This window comes from Pseudomonas sp. LTJR-52, from assembly GCF_003691465.1.
GTDB classification, from domain to species: Bacteria; Pseudomonadota; Gammaproteobacteria; order Pseudomonadales; family Pseudomonadaceae; genus Chryseomonas; species Chryseomonas luteola.
On record NZ_CP033105.1, the window covers coordinates 2,373,991 to 2,390,712 of the forward strand.

General features: G+C 54.0%; 17 protein-coding genes. 9 read left to right on the forward strand and 8 right to left on the reverse strand.

Annotated features, from left to right (window positions below):
• Both EAW52_RS11300 and rluB read left to right on the forward strand, forming a co-directional pair.
• The gene (locus EAW52_RS11300; RefSeq protein ID WP_122042465.1) at nucleotides 1-648 is read left to right on the forward strand and encodes a bifunctional 4-hydroxy-2-oxoglutarate aldolase/2-dehydro-3-deoxy-phosphogluconate aldolase; all 648 of its coding nucleotides are present in this window, start codon (nucleotides 1-3) and stop codon (nucleotides 646-648) included.
• A gap of 171 nt (nucleotides 649-819) precedes the next feature.
• Nucleotides 820-1,926 (forward strand): 23S rRNA pseudouridine(2605) synthase RluB, encoded by a 1,107-nt coding sequence (rluB, locus tag EAW52_RS11305; RefSeq protein WP_122042466.1) that lies wholly within the window; start codon nucleotides 820-822, stop codon nucleotides 1,924-1,926.
• A gap of 69 nt (nucleotides 1,927-1,995) precedes the next feature.
• Here rluB and EAW52_RS11310 read toward each other — a convergent pair whose 3' ends face one another.
• The 3 genes from EAW52_RS11310 to EAW52_RS11320 all read right to left on the reverse strand — a co-directional run bounded on the left by EAW52_RS11310 (nucleotide 1,996) and on the right by EAW52_RS11320 (nucleotide 4,387).
• Nucleotides 1,996-3,183 carry a benzoate/H(+) symporter BenE family transporter gene (locus EAW52_RS11310; protein WP_010798434.1) on the reverse strand — a complete coding sequence of 396 codons (1,188 nt, stop codon included), beginning with the start codon at nucleotides 3,181-3,183 and terminating at the stop codon, nucleotides 1,996-1,998.
• 10 nt (nucleotides 3,184-3,193) lie between these two features.
• A complete protein-coding gene (locus EAW52_RS11315; protein ID WP_122044782.1) occupies nucleotides 3,194-3,796 on the reverse strand; it encodes a LysE family translocator in 603 nt (200 codons plus the stop codon).
• Between the two features lie 120 nt (nucleotides 3,797-3,916).
• Complete coding sequence (locus tag EAW52_RS11320; protein ID WP_010798432.1) at nucleotides 3,917-4,387, reverse strand: MarR family winged helix-turn-helix transcriptional regulator; 471 nt, start codon at nucleotides 4,385-4,387, stop codon at nucleotides 3,917-3,919.
• Nucleotides 4,388-4,467: 80 nt separating this feature from the next.
• On the opposite strand from EAW52_RS11320, the gene EAW52_RS11325 reads away from it, so the two are divergent.
• Nucleotides 4,468-5,625 (forward strand): PLP-dependent aminotransferase family protein, encoded by a 1,158-nt coding sequence (locus EAW52_RS11325; RefSeq protein ID WP_122042467.1) that lies wholly within the window; start codon nucleotides 4,468-4,470, stop codon nucleotides 5,623-5,625.
• Nucleotides 5,626-5,640: 15 nt separating this feature from the next.
• Complete coding sequence (locus tag EAW52_RS11330; RefSeq protein ID WP_122042468.1) at nucleotides 5,641-6,243, forward strand: glutathione S-transferase family protein; 603 nt, start codon at nucleotides 5,641-5,643, stop codon at nucleotides 6,241-6,243.
• Nucleotides 6,244-6,296: 53 nt separating this feature from the next.
• Here the strand turns inward: EAW52_RS11330 and galE are convergent, their stop codons facing one another.
• Nucleotides 6,297-7,406: a UDP-glucose 4-epimerase GalE gene (gene galE / locus EAW52_RS11335; RefSeq protein WP_122042469.1), complete on the reverse strand. Its 1,110-nt coding sequence runs from the start codon at nucleotides 7,404-7,406 to the stop codon at nucleotides 6,297-6,299.
• 432 nt (nucleotides 7,407-7,838) lie between these two features.
• Between galE and EAW52_RS11340 the strand changes: the two genes are divergently transcribed.
• The 4 genes from EAW52_RS11340 to EAW52_RS11355 are packed head-to-tail and all read left to right on the forward strand — an operon-like array spanning nucleotide 7,839 to nucleotide 13,176.
• Nucleotides 7,839-9,029 (forward strand): glycosyltransferase family 1 protein, encoded by a 1,191-nt coding sequence (locus tag EAW52_RS11340; protein WP_122042470.1) that lies wholly within the window; start codon nucleotides 7,839-7,841, stop codon nucleotides 9,027-9,029.
• A complete protein-coding gene (gene glf / locus EAW52_RS11345) occupies nucleotides 9,017-10,222 on the forward strand; it encodes a UDP-galactopyranose mutase (protein WP_122042471.1) in 1,206 nt (401 codons plus the stop codon). The genes EAW52_RS11340 and glf overlap by 13 nt, the downstream gene beginning before the upstream one ends.
• Before the next feature lie 18 nt (nucleotides 10,223-10,240).
• Nucleotides 10,241-11,377 carry a family 1 glycosylhydrolase gene (locus EAW52_RS11350; RefSeq protein WP_122042472.1) on the forward strand — a complete coding sequence of 379 codons (1,137 nt, stop codon included), beginning with the start codon at nucleotides 10,241-10,243 and terminating at the stop codon, nucleotides 11,375-11,377.
• On the forward strand, nucleotides 11,374-13,176 hold the full coding sequence (locus EAW52_RS11355; RefSeq protein ID WP_122042473.1) for an ABC transporter ATP-binding protein: 1,803 nt from the start codon (nucleotides 11,374-11,376) through the stop codon (nucleotides 13,174-13,176). The genes EAW52_RS11350 and EAW52_RS11355 overlap by 4 nt, the downstream gene beginning before the upstream one ends.
• Nucleotides 13,177-13,220: 44 nt before the next feature.
• Here the strand turns inward: EAW52_RS11355 and folE are convergent, their stop codons facing one another.
• From folE to pnuC, 4 genes are all read right to left on the reverse strand, one after another.
• Nucleotides 13,221-13,769, reverse strand: coding sequence for a GTP cyclohydrolase I FolE (gene folE / locus EAW52_RS11360; RefSeq protein ID WP_010798424.1), 549 nt, complete (start codon nucleotides 13,767-13,769; stop codon nucleotides 13,221-13,223).
• Between the two features lie 92 nt (nucleotides 13,770-13,861).
• Nucleotides 13,862-14,419: a Smr/MutS family protein gene (locus tag EAW52_RS11365; protein WP_122042474.1), complete on the reverse strand. Its 558-nt coding sequence runs from the start codon at nucleotides 14,417-14,419 to the stop codon at nucleotides 13,862-13,864.
• 49 nt (nucleotides 14,420-14,468) lie between these two features.
• A complete protein-coding gene (locus EAW52_RS11370; protein ID WP_122042475.1) occupies nucleotides 14,469-14,993 on the reverse strand; it encodes an AAA family ATPase in 525 nt (174 codons plus the stop codon).
• Entirely contained in the window at nucleotides 14,990-15,550 is a 561-nt protein-coding gene (gene pnuC / locus EAW52_RS11375) for a nicotinamide riboside transporter PnuC (protein ID WP_037030284.1), read from the reverse strand. The genes EAW52_RS11370 and pnuC overlap by 4 nt, the downstream gene beginning before the upstream one ends.
• A 193-nt stretch (nucleotides 15,551-15,743) precedes the next feature.
• On the opposite strand from pnuC, the gene EAW52_RS11380 reads away from it, so the two are divergent.
• Nucleotides 15,744-16,574, forward strand: coding sequence for an undecaprenyl-diphosphate phosphatase (locus tag EAW52_RS11380; protein ID WP_010798420.1), 831 nt, complete (start codon nucleotides 15,744-15,746; stop codon nucleotides 16,572-16,574).
• Nucleotides 16,575-16,722 lie beyond the last annotated feature (148 nt).

Below are 16,722 nucleotides of genomic sequence, written 5' to 3' on the forward strand. Positions count from 1 at the left end.
ATGAGTGACATGCAAAACAAGATCGCTGCCATTGATGCGCTGAGCCAGAAAGCACGCATCCTGCCCGTCATCGTGATCAACGATCCGGCTGACGTCCTGCCTTTTGCTGACGCGATGGCAGCGGGGGGGCTCAAGACACTGGAAGTCACGCTTCGCTCTGCCCATGGTTTGGATGCTGTGCGCCTGCTGCGCAAGGAACGCCCAGAGCTAACGGTGGGTGTCGGTACTGTTCTGGACACCCACATGTTTGATGCTGCGGTAGAAGCAGGTGCTCAGTTCATTGTAACGCCCGGCTGCACGGACGAAATCCTTGAGGCAGGCGTTAAAAGCGATGTGCCGCTACTGCCCGGTATTGCTACGCCTTCAGACATCATGCGTGCCTATCGGCTGGGTTACCGTCGCTTCAAGCTCTTCCCGGCCAATGTTTACGGTGGAATAGACGCGCTTAAAGCCTTTGCCGGTCCTTTTGGCGATCTTCGATTCTGCCCAACGGGCGGCGTCAATCCGGGTAATGTCAAAGCCTATTTCCAGCAGAGCAATGTCATGTGCGTAGGAGGTAGCTGGATGCTGCCTTCCGACGCTATCAAGGCGCGTGACTGGACAAAGATAGAGCAGCTTTGCCGCGAAGCCCTGGCTGCGCTCGATTAAGGCAGTCATCTTGTTCGACGGCCTGCATCATGCAGGCCGTCTGCATCTCAGACCATCCATCTCTTTTCTGTCGAAAGGCCTGCACGTCGAGTCATTTAGTCGCTAGGCTCAAGGGCTAGGTGACGCTATGATGCGCGCCTTTTTGTTGCCGCTTACACCGGGAGGTGCCTTATGAACGACAACACTCCTCATACCCCAATCGGGGAAAAACTCCAGAAAGTCCTGTCCCGTATGGGTGTAGGTTCCCGCCGTGATGTGGAGGCCTGGATTGCCGAGGGCCGTATTCAAGTAAACGGAAATGTCGCCACTCTGGGTCAGCGTGTTACGCCTCAGGATGCCATTGCTGTGGACGGGCGTGTGCTACGCCGCGAAGAAGCCGCCGAAAATGTTCGCCGTGTACTGATTTACAACAAGCCTGAAGGTGAAGTCTGCACCCGTGATGACCCCGAAGGGCGTCCTACGGTGTTTGACCGATTGCCGCGCCTGAGAGGCGGGCGGTGGATCAACATTGGTCGTCTGGATATCAACACGACCGGCCTGCTTTTGTTCACGACCGACGGTGAGCTGGCCAACCGCTTGATGCATCCCTCTTATCAGATGGACCGGGAGTACGCGGTACGTGTGCGTGGTGAAGTCGATGAGGCCATGATCGAGCGTCTCAAGGCAGGTGTCATGCTGGAAGACGGTCCTGCACGTTTTACCGATATCCAACAGGCTCCCAATGGTGACGGTTTCAACCACTGGTTCCATTGCGTGGTCATGGAAGGACGTAACCGAGAGGTTCGTCGCCTGTGGGAATCCCAGGGCGTGCTGGTCAGCCGCTTGAAGCGGGTACGTTTCGGACCGGTTTTCCTGACGGCTGAATTGTCCATGGGCCGCTGGCGCGAGATGATGCAGGGTGAAATCAATATTCTCAGCGCAGAAGTAGGGCTGACGCCTGTTGAATTGCCTCCTGTGACCGCGAAGGTTCGCGAAAAGCTTGAGCGTATGCAGCGCAAGTCCGGCAAGCCTGTTGAGGCTGGCCGCGGCGGCCGTGGTGACAAGCGCTCTGGCAAGCCGCAGGGCGAGGGCCGCCGTGGTGGCACGCCATTAGCCGAGCGTCCATCCGAAAGTGGGCGCAAGCGTCCGGTACGGACTCGTGAAGAGCATGACTCTGGTGATGACGGACGTCGCGAGCGTCCTGCCCGGGAACGGGCCGCACCGGCACAGCGCCGTAATGGTCCAGCCCGTGAAGGTCAGCGTCCAGGCTTTGGTAGTAATAATCGCGGTAAACGCTAAGCGGTTACCTGTGCTCGAACGGCTCGCCTAGGCGAGCCGTTTTTGTATGGGCTCTACCTATATCGTTGATCAAGTAGCCTTTTTCCAATTCAGGACTAACTGGGTGATCAGGCCTGCGACCACTCCCCAGAAAGCCGACCCAACGCCTAATAATGTCATGCCTGAAGCGGTTACAAGAAAAGTGACAAGAGCGGCTTCGCGTTGTTTGGGGTCGCTCATGGCACTGTTAAGCCCATTCATGATGGACCCAAGCAGTGCAAGTGCGGCGATGGATAGCACTAATTCTTTAGGAAGCGCTGCAAACAGGGCTGCCAGTGTTGCACCAAACGTTCCGGCTATACCGTAAAAGAAGCCGCACCAGAGCGCTGCGGTGTAGCGCTTTTGTGAGTCTTCGTGGGCCTCAGGCCCTGTACAGATGGCTGCGCTGATGGCCGCCAGGTTAATTCCGTGGGAGCCGAATGGGGCCAACAGTAACGAGGCTATTCCGGTAACGGATATCAGGGGGGAGGCAGGTGTCTGGTAGCCGTCGGTCCGCAAAACCGCAATGCCTGGCATGTTTTGAGAAGCCATGGCAACAACAAATAGCGGAATACCAATGCTGATGATGGCGGACATGGAGAAGGACGGTGTGGTCCAGACAGGCACCGCCAATTGCAAATGAAAGTGCTCGAAATGCAACAGCCCTATGACGGCGGCGATGATCATTCCAATCATCAGGGCAGCCAATACGGCATAACGGGGTGCCTGCCGCTTGGTCAGCAAATACGTCAGGAACATGCCTATTACAAGCAGAGGTTGCTGCTCAGTAGCCGAGCAGATCTCAATGCCGATCCGAAACAGGATGCCTGCCAGCAGCGCGGCGGCCAATGCAGCAGGAACCTTGCGCATCAGACGCTCGAAGCTGCCAGTCATACCGCAGAAGGCCGTGAGGAGGGCGCATAACATGAAAGCGCCAATAGCCTCGCTGTAAGGGACCTGAGGCAAGCTGGTCATCAGCAGGGCAGCACCGGGGGTAGACCATGCGATGACGATGGGAGTCCTGAAGCGCAGCGAGAGCGCGATCGTGGTTATCGCCATCCCGATGGACAGCGCCCAGATCCAGGAGGAAATCTGAGCGTTGTTCAGCCCTGCATTCTGGCCTGCCTGGAACATAAGCACCAGGGAGCTGGTGTAGCCAACCAGCATCGCTACGAAACCGGCAACGATTGAAGAAGGCGATGTGTCGGCAAACGGGCGCAAGGCGGTGGATACGGTCATGGTACGGTCTTCAATGGGTAGACAGCAGAATGGGGTACAGAGAAATAACTAGCAGGGCAGCCATCGTCCAGTTGAACGCACGCAGACGCATCGGGCTATTCAAAAGTGTACGTAATGCCATACCAAACAGCGTCCAAAGGCTAACGCTAGGCAAGTTGATAAGCGCAAACAGCAGCGCTATCAGCAGCAGGTTGCTGTTGAAATTTTGAACGGGCAAATACGTAGTGACGGCGCCTATGGCCATTACCCAGGCTTTTGGATTGACCCATTGAAAGGCAGCTGCCTGAAAAAAACCGAATGGTTTGCCGGAAGCCTGCTTGGGCGTAGGCGGTGCGGCGTTGGCAATTTTCCATGCCAGATACAACAGGTATGCAGTAGCTACGACCTTCAAGGCTATGTGCAGTGAGGGGTACAGGCTGAACAATTGTCCAAGACCCAATCCCATTGTGATTACCATCACCATATGCCCAAGGCTAATGCCGAACATATGCGGAAGTGTCCGGCGGAAACCATAGTTAACGCCTGACGCGAGCAGCATCATGTTATTGGGACCCGGGGTAGCTGAGGATACGAAGGCAAAAAGTATAAAAGCGGTAAGTAATTCGGCTGTCATGGCTGGGCTTCCCTTTTTTTCCAGCATAAACAGCCTGTCGGCTGGCGTACCGATACACTCATCTATAGAAGGAGCCGTACAGTCGATCAGGCTTTGTCTGAATGAAGCCGCTAGCTGTGCTCAAGTCGACCCGTCTTTCCGGCTCGATTCGCGTTGGCGCTCCTGGCCTGCCAGCGTCTGGTTGATTTTCATCCATCCCTCTACCGCGGCTTCTCCGGCTTCGTCAAAGGCACGCTGTAGCAGCTTGACTTGTTCCCGCCGCAGGAGCTGCTCAAGCTTTGCACCGTGCGATGTCAGTCGCAGCTTGCGCTTGCGCTTGTCTTCCGCGTCTGACTCCACCACAAGCATATCTTTTTCAATTAGCTGGCGAACGGGCGGATTAGCGGCCTGCTTGGTAACCCCCAAAGCCTCCAGCAACTCTTTGTGGCTGATTCCTGGCGAGCCAGCGACGAAAAAGAGAATACGCTGGTGTACGCGGCTAAACCCGCGGCGCGAAAGCATTTCGTCGGCCTTGGCGGTAAATGCCTGGTAGCCGAAGAAGAATGACTGCATCGCCTGGCGTTGGGCTACGGTATTTTTTAGGTCAAGCATATTGACGCTTCTATCCGGTTCAGCGTAGTTTCGGTCAAGCAGTTTGACTTATTCTCCGGCCGCTGACTACTGGTGCTTCCATGGCTTTCTCTGAGCGCGTTACCCGTCTAAAAAGCAGTCTTATCCGCGAAATTCTGGCAGCGGCACAGCGTCCGGAAGTGATGTCCTTTGCAGGTGGTCTGCCTGCGCAGGAGATGTTGCCTCGCGTGGAATGGGATGCTCTGCCGGTGAATCTGGGGCAGTATGGAACGAGCGAAGGAGAGCCGGAGCTGCGCGACGCGATCGCTGCCCAGGCCAGAGCCTTGGGCGTTGAGTGTGATGCCAGTCAAGTACTGGTTACAGCTGGTTCGCAACAGGCATTGGATCTGGCTGCAAAACTCTACATCGACCAAGATACTCAGGTGCTGTTAGAAGGCCCCAGCTATCTGGCTGCGCTGCAGAGCTTTCAATTTTTCGGTGCTGATTGCCTGACAGTACCACTGACGGCGGAAGGCATGGATATTGAAGCGCTGCGCCAGTGCCTCGAGACCAACAAGCCAGCCTTTGCCTATCTGATTCCTACTTTCCAGAACCCGTCCGGTGTACGTTACACCGAAGCCTGCCGTGATCAGGTGGCAGCCTTGATGGATGAGTTCAGCGTCACACTGATCGAAGATGAGCCATATCGCGAGCTGATCTTTGATGATGCACCGGCTACGCCTATCGTAAGCCGCTTGAAGAGAACCAGCTGGATCTATACCGGTACGGTCTCCAAGACGTTACTGCCCGGTTTGCGCGTGGGTTATCTGATTGCCTCTCCTGATCTGTATCCTTATTTGCTGCGCCTCAAGCAGGCCGCTGATCTGCATACGAACCGTATCGGGCAATGGCAGGCCTTACAGTGGGTCGGAACGCCACGCTATCAAGCCCATATTCAGGAGCTGCGCAATTTCTATCGTGCTCGTCGCGATGCCTTCCAGGCTGCGCTGGTTCGCCACTTTGGTGAGCTTGCAGACTGGAATCAGCCTCAGGGGGGGCTATTTTTCTGGCTAACACTGCGCCAGCCAATCGACACACGCTTGCTGTTGGAGCCCGCTTTGGCTCAGGATGTGGCCTTCATGCCTGGGGAACCTTTCTTCAGTGACCCGGAGGGCAACCTTGGTCGCTTGCGCCTGAATTTCAGCCATGTGGCACCTGAGCGTGTTGATGAAGGGCTGAGCCGTTTGGCCAGTGTCATAAAGGCCGCCCAGGCCTTGTAATGAAAGGAGATCATTATGTACCGGATTTATGGAGACCAGCGTTCCGGCAACTGCTACAAGGTCAAGCTGATGATGGCCTTGCGCGGATTTGCCTATGAATGGGTTGATGTAGATATCTTAAAGGGCGAGACACGCTCTCCAGCGTTTCTTGAAAAAAACCCCAATGGCAAGATTCCTGTGCTTGAGCTGGATGATGGCTCCTACCTATGGGAGTCCAATGCCATTCTGAACTACCTGGCAGAAGGCAGCACATTCCTGCCGCAGGAGCCGCGTTTGCGGACTCATGTACTGCAATGGCAATTCTTCGAGCAGTACAGTCATGAGCCCTACGTAGCAGTGGCGCGGTTTATTCAGTTTTACCTTGACATGCCTGAAGAGCGGCGTGCCGAACATGCAAGTTGCCTTAAGGGAGGCTATAAGGCATTGGATGTTATGGAGCAGCAACTCTCCCGGACACCGTATCTGGTAGGCGATACGTACTCCATTGCCGATATTGCGCTTTACGCCTATACGCACGTAGCGGCAGAGGGTGGATTCGACTTGTCTCGGTACCCTGCCATCAATGCCTGGCTGCAGCGTGTTGCAAGCCATCCGCAGCATGTGGGCATGTATGACTGATTGACGGGAATAAAAAGGCCGCTGTTTTACAGCGGCCTTTTTATAGCTGAGAATCAAGCCGAGGCGTTGGCAGACGTGTTTATCCGGCTTCCGGTAGTGCCTGTAATAGGCTTTGCTGGAATCTGTTTGATGGACTTCTTCACTGTCTCTGCAACACGATAACCATTTGGATTCTGCGATTGCCAGCGCCAAGCATCGGCAATCATCTGCGTCAGGCTGCGTTCTGCTCTCCAACCCAGTTCCTGTTCGGCTTTGTGAGGATCGGCCCAGCACTCCGCAACATCCCCCACGCGGCGAGGCGCCAAGCGATAGGGCAGCTGCATCTGTGCAACCTCTTCAAACACCCTGACTAACTCCAGTACCGAATAGCCGCGCCCGGTTCCAAGGTTCCAGACGTGCGCTCCCTTGACGCTTTGTAGCTTGCGCAGGGCGGAAAGATGTCCTTTGGCCAGATCGACCACATGAATGTAATCACGTATCCCGGTACCGTCTGGAGTAGGGTAGTCCGAGCCATAGATGCTCAAGCGCTCCAAACGGCCAATGGCTACCTGCGTGATGTACGGCAGAAGGTTATTGGGAATGCCACTTGGGTCTTCACCAATCATGCCGGATTCGTGTGCACCTATGGGATTGAAATAGCGCAACAGGGCAATGGACCAGCGAGGATCTGCAGCAGCCAGATCACGCAGCAGGTTTTCAACCATGAGCTTGGATTGCCCGTACGGATTGGTTGGTATACCGGTAGGTGCCTGCTCGCTGATAGGAACCGTGTCAGGCATGCCGTAAACGGTTGCTGATGAACTGAATACCAGCTTGAAGACACCCGCGTCAGCCATTGCCTGGCAAAGCGTCAGGCTGCCACCCACATTATTGTCGTAATAGCTCAACGGGTGTCTGACGCTTTCGCCTACTGCTTTGAGCCCGGCAAAGTGCAGGACAGCCTCGATTGGATATTGTGCAAACAGAGCATCCAACTGCGCGCGTCGGCGTATATCACCTTTGACGAAATGCACGCTGCGGCCAGCTAGCTGCTCGACCCGTTGTAATGCTACACGTGAACTGTTGCACAGGTTATCCAACACGAGAACGTCTTGCCCTGACAGTAACAGCTCCAAAACAGCATGCGACCCTATATAACCCGCGCCCCCAGTCACAAGAATCATCGTCACGCTCCATTGATCTAGTCGTAATACAAAGCACGCCGACACAGCGAAGCGCTGAACGAGGTTCAGCGGCCTATTCGAAGCGGCAAACAAGACAGGCCATGCACAAAGAATATGCATGTATAAAGCCAGACCCGGTGATATGACGACTAGTTCCTACAGGAATGAGGTAAGTGTAAAAAAACATGTATCGACGAAAGGGTTGGAACTGGGTTTGCTCAGAACCAGTCTCACCGCCCAGTGACTCTATTGATATTCGATGATGTTCGAATGCAAGGTGTTCTGATTTTTGCCGGTTTTGGCGTATTGAGTAGCCGGCGGGTTTAGCTCTTAAATGGAAAGAATCGGATCTTTCCAACGGGAAAAGGCATAGAACTCGATTCGTGTTGTACGAGTTCCTGACTTGGTCATACACGAGTTAAGGAGTAATCGATGAGCTGGGCTGGACCCTTTCAATATGAGATTGGCAAGTCAAAGCCGTCATCCAGAACGGAAATGGGCTTTGATGCATCAGGCAGGGAAAACCTTCCTACCCTGATCTGTCTTTCCCATCTGCGCTGGAATTTCGTCTACCAACGGCCTCAGCACTTGATGTCCCGCTTTGCGCGCGACTACAACGTACTGTTCTTTGAAGAGCCGATGCCATCGGATGAACCTAATCCCTGGCTTGAAGAAGTCGAAGCTGATCTAGGCGTTACGCGTCTGGTACCCAGACTGCCTGCTGACGTACAGGGCGAGGCGGCTGAGGCAGTATTGAAGCGTCTGCTGGACAGATACGTCGAAGAGTCCGGAATTGAGGAGGCGGTTCTCTGGTATTACACTCCCATGAGCTGGCCCTTCAGCCATCACCTCAAATCCACGCTTACCGTGTATGACTGCATGGATGAGCTTTCTGCTTTCCGAGGCGCGCCGCCGGAAATGCTAGAGCGTGAACGACTTCTGTTGGAAAAGGCCGATGTGGTGTTTACGGGCGGTTATAGCCTGTATGAGGCCAAGCGCGAGCGCCACCCTAACGCCCATCCTTTCCCGAGCAGTGTAGATATCGCTCATTTCGCTCAAGCCCGCGCCGAGCAGCTTGATCCTGATGACCAGAACAGTATTCCGCATCCGCGTCTTGGGTTTTATGGCGTGATTGACGAGCGTCTGGATATCGACTTGCTGGCCGAGGTCGCGCGTCAACGGCCTGATTGGCACATTGTGCTGATTGGTCCGGTCGTCAAGATAGATCCCAATAGTTTGCCTAAGCTCGACAACATTCATCTCTTGGGCGGCAAGGTATATGACGAGCTGCCCCATTATCTTGCGGGCTGGGACGTCGCGATCATGCCTTTTGCCTTAAACGAGTCGACACGTTTCATCAGTCCTACCAAGACGCCCGAATACTTGGCAGGCGGTAAGCCTGTCGTATCGACACCCATTACCGATGTGGTACGCACCTATGGTGAGTCGGGTATCGTCCGTATTGCAGATAGCGCTGAAGCATTCATTCGTGCCGTAGAGGCTTCGCTGGTAGATGCCCAGGACCGGGAAGGGCTTTTGAAACAGGCCGACTCTATCCTGGGTGAAATGTCGTGGGATGCCACTTGGCAGGGCATGACGGAGCAAATGAAATGCGCACGATAAACGAGGGGGAAGCCATGTCTGCAGGTGTAGCGAGTTCAAACGAATCCCAGAGACGTGGGTTCGACTATCTGATCGTAGGCGCCGGATTTGCCGGGAGCGTACTGGCTGAGCGTCTGGCCGTAGGGCTCAACAAGCGTGTCCTGATTGTAGACCGCCGGCCCCATATTGCGGGCAACGCCTATGATCACTATGACGAGGCAGGGGTTCTGATTCATCGCTACGGCCCGCATATTTTTCATACCAACTCGCAGCGGATCGTGGATTATCTTTCCCGTTTTACCGAGTGGCGTACCTACGAGCACAAGGTGCTTGCTTATGTGGACGATCAACTGGTACCGATCCCGATCAACCGTACCACGGTGAATGCGCTGTATGGTCTTGACCTGAAAACAGACGAGGAGGCCGAGAGCTTCCTGAAAGGTCGGGCTGAACCGGTAGAGCCTATCCGGACATCCGAGGATGTCGTCATCAATCAGGTAGGCCGTGAGCTTTACGAGAAGTTCTTCCGTGGCTACACCCGCAAGCAATGGGGGCTTGATCCTTCACAGCTGGATAAATCAGTCACTTCGCGCGTTCCTACCCGTACCAATACGGATGATCGCTATTTCGGCGATACCTTCCAGATCATGCCATTGCATGGCTTCACCCGTATGTTCGAGAAGATGCTGAATCATCCCAACATCAAGGTCATGCTCAACACCGATTACCGCGAGATCCGTAACGAATTCCAGTTCGATCATCTGATCTATACCGGTCCTGTCGATGAATATTTTGATTATTGCTACGGCAAGCTGCCGTACCGCTCGCTAAAGTTCCATCACGAAACGGTCAATTCGGCGCAGTTCCAACCTGTGGCAGTCGTCAATTATCCCTCTGAAGATGTTCCATACACCCGTATCAGTGAATACAAGCACCTGACCGGCCAAGAGCATTTGAAAACCAGCGTGACCTATGAATATCCGTCGGCGGAGGGCGACCCCTATTATCCAATCCCTCGCCCGGAAAATGCCGAGCTCTACAAGCGATATCAGGAGTTGGCTAACTCAACGCCTAACGTGACATTCCTGGGCCGCTTGGGTACGTACAAGTACTACAACATGGACCAGGTCGTTGGACAGGCATTGACAGCCTACAAGCGTATCGCGGAATCGGAAGGTGTGGTTGAGGACACTGCTGAAGTCTCAGCAGTATAAAGACCGGAGCACATTACGATGCATGTACCTGGGACTTTTAACAGTTTTTTCCTGGGTGGGTTCGAGTGCTCAACTCACCGCCGTTTCGATAACCGTCGCCTGGATTTGATCCAGGCGACGGGGCATGATCGCTTTGCGAAAGCCGACTTTGTGCGCTTGCGTACCCATCGTATTCAGGCTGCTCGTGATGGTGTGCGCTGGCATCTGATTGAGACGCGTCCAGGTTTTTTTGACTGGTCGAGCCTGCTTCCCCAGGTCAAAGCCGCCCGGGAAGAGGGTGTTCAGATTGTGTGGGACCTGTGCCACTATGGGTGGCCTGACGACATCGATATTTGGTATCCCGGCTTTGTGGAACGCTTTGAGCGATTCACAAAGGCTGTTGCCACGTTTATGCGTGACGAAGGCATAGAGATACCCTTTTATTGTCCAGTCAATGAAATATCCTTTTGGGCATGGGGTGGTGGTGATACGGGTCAGTTCAACCCCAAGGGTGTCAAGCGGGGAGCTGAACTCAAGCATCAGTTGATCCGAGCCTCGATTGCTGCCATCGAAGCCATTCGTGGTGTTGCGCCCAAGGCTCGGTTCGTCCAGGCGGACCCACTCATCAATGTGATTCCTGCCTCTGGTAGAGCAGCAGACCGCGAGGCGGCCGAAGCCTACCGGCAGTCTCAGTTCGAAGCCTGGGACATGTTGTGTGGAAAAGCTTGGCCGGGGCTCGGTGGGAAGGCTGAATATCTTGATATCGTTGGACTCAACTTCTATTCCGACAATCAATGGTTTAACGGCGGTAAAACCGTTTTTCGGGATGATCCACTGTATCGTCCCTTGCGTGGAATGTTGGCTGAGGTCTATGCCCGCTACCAGCGGCCGCTCATGATTGCAGAGACAGGAGCGGAAGGTGAGGCGAGGCCTTCATGGCTGGCATACGTATGTGAAGAAGTTCGTAATGCCATGACTCAGAATATCCCTGTCGAAGGCATTTGCCTGTATCCGATCTTGGACTATCCAGGATGGAACGATGAGCGCCTATGTGAAGTCGGTTTATATGGTTATGCTGATCCTCAGGGTCATCGAGCCATTTATTCTCCGTTGGCAGAAGAGCTGGAGCGTCAACAGGCTCAGTTCGCTGCGATGGCTGAAGGGCAGGCTTCATGAGCAACACTTCCAGCTCTCCAGGGGGGCGACCGTTCCCCTCTCGTCCGATCGCGTTTCTATGGCGCTATGTCTGTCGGCGCCGTTTGGCGTTTGGAGGGTTGTTTTTCCTAATGGTTGGCGGCGCCACCTGCGCCGTTGCCGTTCAGTACGCCATGAAGCTTCTTGTGGATGCCATGGCCAGTGACAACCGGATGGAAGCTAATGTCTGGCTCCCCTTTGGTTTTTTCATCGGACTTATTGCTCTTGAAAACATCCTGTGGCGAGGAGGTGGGTGGCTTGGCTGTCGGACTATTGTCAAGACAGGCGTAGATCTGCGAATCGATCTGTTCGAGTATCTGACCGGCCACCCAATGCGTTACTTCAAGGAGCATTTCTCTGGCGCATTGGGCAATCGAATCAATCAGACCAGCACAGCCGTCGCGAATATTTTTTCCGCGTTGACGTGGCGTATCGTCCCGCCCTGTACCGATTTCCTGGGGGCTGTAGTCGTTATGCTGTCCATCCGCTGGGAAATGGCGCTGGCGTTGATAGGCTTTGTGCTGCTGGTTGGCTGCATCATTACGGGTTTTGGCATCCGTGGTCGCCATAAGCATCAGGCCTTTGCCGAACAAGCGTCGCGTGTAGGCGGAGAGGTTGTGGACATGGTTTCCAATGTCTGGACTATCAAGGCTTTTTCGGCTCAGGCTCGAGAGCGTGATCGCTTGGCGCAGGAACTGGGTGTTGAGGCACGTGCCCAGCGTCGTAGCTGGATGTACGTGGAGAAAGCTCGAGTTCTACACGATATATGCCTGACCTTGATGGCTGGCTCTATGCTGCTCTGGGCTATTTACCTGTGGCGACAAGGTACTGTTACGCCTGGTGACGTCGTCGTGGTGAGTGCACTGACCTTCCGTATTCTGCATGGCTCCAGAGACTTGGCGCTGGCACTGGTCGATGCCGCGCAGCAGTTTGGAACGGTGGCCGATACGCTCAAGGTGATTGCCCAGCCCCATGGCATTCAGGACACAGAAAACGCTGCTACTCTCAATGCCAAATCAGGCTCCATCACGTTTGAGCATGTTTCATTCAGCTATCCTGACGGATCCAAAGTCATCAATGACCTGTCCTTGCACATTCCCTCAGGCCAAAAGGTTGGCCTAGTGGGCACCTCCGGGGCAGGCAAATCTACGCTGATTAACCTTCTTCAACGTCTGGATGAAGTGAGTAGCGGTCGAATTCTTATCGATGGTCAGCCTATTCATGAAGTCAGCCAAGACAGCTTGCGCGCAGCCATCGCAGTGGTGCCGCAGGAGATTGCTCTCTTCAATCGCTCCATCCGTGAAAATATCCGTTATGGAAAACCTGATGCTACGGACGAAGAGGTCTATAAAGCAGCTTGTCACGCCTATTGCGATCATTTCATACGCCAGCTACCCGAAGGGTACAACACACTGGTAGGCGAACGAGGGGCTCGCTTGTCAGGAGGGCAGCGTCAGCGCTTGGGCATTGCGCGGGCGTTTTTGAAGGGCTCTCCCATCCTGATTTTGGATGAGGCGACCTCTGCGCTGGACACGCATTCAGAAAAGGAAATTCAAATGGCGCTGACGGATCTGGTTCGTGGACGTACCGTTCTGGCAGTAGCCCATCGGTTGTCTACAGTCGCATCGTTCGATCGGGTCATCGTAATGGACAAAGGGCGTATTGTCGAAGATGGCCCACCGGCTGTTCTGCAGCGAAGTGGAGGACTGTTCGAGTCGTTATGGACTATCCAGGCCAAGGGGCTTGATGACGTGCAGGCCCAACACCGTAATGCAGGTTAAATAAAAAACCGGCCATTCAGACCGGTTTTTCACGAGCATCAGACTTATCGATTGATAAGGCCCATGAACTCGGCACGTGTTGCATCGTTGCTACGGAACTGACCAAGCATGACGGAAGTAACCATCGATGAGTTCTGCTTCTCGACGCCGCGCATCATCATGCACATATGTTGAGCCTCGATGACTACCGCTACACCCGCCGCGTTGGTGACTTTCTGAATCGCCTCGGCAATTTCACGGGTCATGTTTTCCTGAATCTGCAGGCGGCGCGCGTACATATCAACGATGCGAGCAACTTTGGACAAGCCCAGCACCTTGCCGCTTGGCATATAAGCTACGTGAGCTTTGCCGATAAAGGGCAGCATATGGTGCTCGCACAGCGAATACAGCTCGATGTTTTTGACCAGTACCATCTCGCTATTGTCTGAAGTGAACAGCGCGTCTCCAACCACTTCTTCCAACGTCTGGTTGTAGCCTTTGCACAGGTACTGCATGGCTTTGGCGGCACGTTTGGGCGTATCCAGCAAGCCTTCCCGGGAAACATCCTCGCCTAACTGAGAAAGAATGGCGGAGTAGTGTTGTTCCAATGACATGGTAATTCCTATGGATATTGACACCGCAGCGATGCGGGATGAGGAGAGTAGGGGCTGCGGCGATTAAAATCAATTCTGACTGGAAAGCTAGGTTATTCGTCCCGACCTTCCAGCATGGTTCGTTTAAGCAGTACATAGACGGCGCCAGTACCGCCATGGCGCGGTTGGCAAGACACAAAGCCCAGCACCTGAGAATGTTGACGCAACCAAGTGTTGACATGACTCTTGATGAGTGGACGTCGTCCATCAAGGCGCGCTGCCTTCCCGTGAGTAATGCGAACGCAGCGAACTTCGAATTTCGTCGCTTCAGCGATAAAGTCCCACAGTGTCTCGCGCGCTTTCTCTACCGTCATGCCATGCAAGTCCAGGCTGCCGTCAAACGGAATCTGCCCGGCCTTGAGCTTACGAATCTGGCTATCCTGAACACCATCACGTGCCCAGTAAAGCTCGTCCTCAGCCCCCACGTCGATGATGAACTGATCGGACAAACCATCAACCTTGATAGCTGCCGTTGACTGTATGGCGGCTTCACGACGCTTGACGACCTGCTGACGATCCGTGCGCGGTTTACCGGTGTCTGCATGGTCATCTACCAAGCGTCGAACGCCTCGCATTTCACTGGCGAATGATGAGAAATCGTCGTCTGGCATAGGGCCTCCAAATGATTTCATCATTTTACTGGATAGACATGCAGGTACGCTAACCTTCCAGCAACTCAGTGACATATTGCAAGGCCAGGCGTTGTCTATTCGCCCAGTTGCCTCCGATGCACCGATAGGTTTGCTTATGGTTATCCAGCCACGCTTTACAAGCCTCATAAAAGGCCAGGCGGTCTCGCATATCAGGCTGGCAGCGCTGTCCGTCGTTGCTCCAGGTTACTTCCCGCGGGTCCAGCAGCAGATGAAGATCGTAGTGGCGCGCAAGCAATGCAGCTTCCAGCCAGTCTGGGCAATCATCGAACAGAAAGCGGCTCCACAAGATGTTGCTTAAAAGATGAGTATCTAGGATCAGAAGAGCGGGGCGCTGCTGGCGTGCTACGTCTTCATGTTCAAGCTGGCGACGCGCGATAGGGGTGATGTCTTCGTAGGTAGTATCGCGCCCTAGCGTAGCAAAGTATTCCCGCACATATTCGCCTACCAGCATTCCGTCCAGATTGTCTTTGAGCGTTTGAGCCAACCATGACTTGCCAGTGGATTCAGGGCCTGTCAGTACGATCACCTTCATACGGTTGCTACCTCACGTCGCCATACAAACCAGCCGCGCGCGGCCAAACCAACAAACAGTACATAGAGCAGGGCGGTCAGGTAGAGGGCCTTGTAGATAAAGAGCGCAACGTAGATTACATCGACTACGAACCAAAGCACCCAACATTCGACCCGCTTCTGTGCCATCCAGAGCTGAGCAACCAGGCTAAAGCTGGTTAGCCCCGCATCCAGCCAGGGCTGGCTTGCGTCGGTATGGGTGCTCATTAAATAACCTAAGGCAATTGTCCCGAGAGCACCTACCAGCAGATTACCCAGCAGAGCTGCATTTGAAAGACGAGTGACGTGTCGTCCTTGATGATCTTGTCCGCCCTTGACCCACTGCCACCAGCCATAGAGCTGCAGAACGGCATAAACGCCCTGAAGCAGCATATCTGAGTACAGTTTGACATCATAAAAGACCCAGGCATACATCACGACCATGACCAATCCGACCGGCCAGGCCCAAACATTTTGCCGAACCGTGAGCCAGACCGCGATAACGCCTAAAACGGCTGCAACTATTTCAAAAGAAGACACCCTAAGCACCCTGGGAAAATATGTCGGACAGGGACCGTATCTTACCTTCAGTTGTATCGCTCCGTTTTATTGAACGTATGCCAACGAAAAGTAAGGCCTCTGGTATTGTTCACGGCGTTCCGGTTGTAGACCTGACTCCCCAATTGAATAAGCAAGCTAGCGCTGCTACCTCGGCAGCTATATGGAGAAACGAATGGATCTATGGAGTGCCATCCAGGCGCTAATTTTGGGCATCGTAGAAGGCTTGACCGAATTTCTGCCGATCTCAAGTACAGGTCACCAGATTATTGTGGCCGACCTGTTGGGATTTGGTGGCGATAGAGCTATGGCGTTCAACATCATTATTCAGTTGGGTGCGATCCTGGCTGTCGTTTGGGAGTTTCGCCGCAAGATCATCGATGTCGTAGTCGGCCTGCCCCGCCAACGAGAGGCTCAACGGTTTACCGTAAATCTGATGGTAGCCTTCTTTCCAGCCGTCATTCTGGGCGTTGCCTTTGCCGATGCGATCCATGAATACCTGTTCAATCCCATCACGGTAGCCATGGCACTGGTTATTGGTGGCGTGATCATGCTGTGGGCGGAGCGGCGCCAACACAACACGAATATCGATCATGTCGATGACATGACCTGGGTCGATGCGCTCAAGATTGGCTGCATTCAATGCTTGGCTATGATCCCAGGTACTTCCCGTTCGGGGTCTACCATTATTGGTGGTTTGCTGATCGGCCTTTCTCGAAAAGCTGCTACCGAGTTTTCATTCTTTCTCGCCATGCCTACCATGGTCGGCGCCGCGGTCTATTCAGGCTACAAGTACAGGGATCTTTTTCAGCCCAGTGACCTACCTGTATTCGCTATCGGTTTCATCACGTCCTTTATTTTCGCGATGATCGCCGTCCGTGGTCTCCTGAAATTTATTGGTAACCACAGTTATGCGATGTTCGCTTGGTATCGGATCGTCTTTGGTCTGCTGATCCTGGCAACCTGGAAGTTTGGCTGGGTGGATTGGACGTCTGCGGTGGCTTGAGTAAGGTCGCGAATCGAATGCCATGGAAGAGTTTCTCATGGCATTCGACAGTCACTGAGGCGGTATTCGGGGCGGGGTGGACGGTTGTCCAGTGAATACACGCTAGTTAGATATTCTAATTATTCTAAGAGGACGTGCTCAACACGTC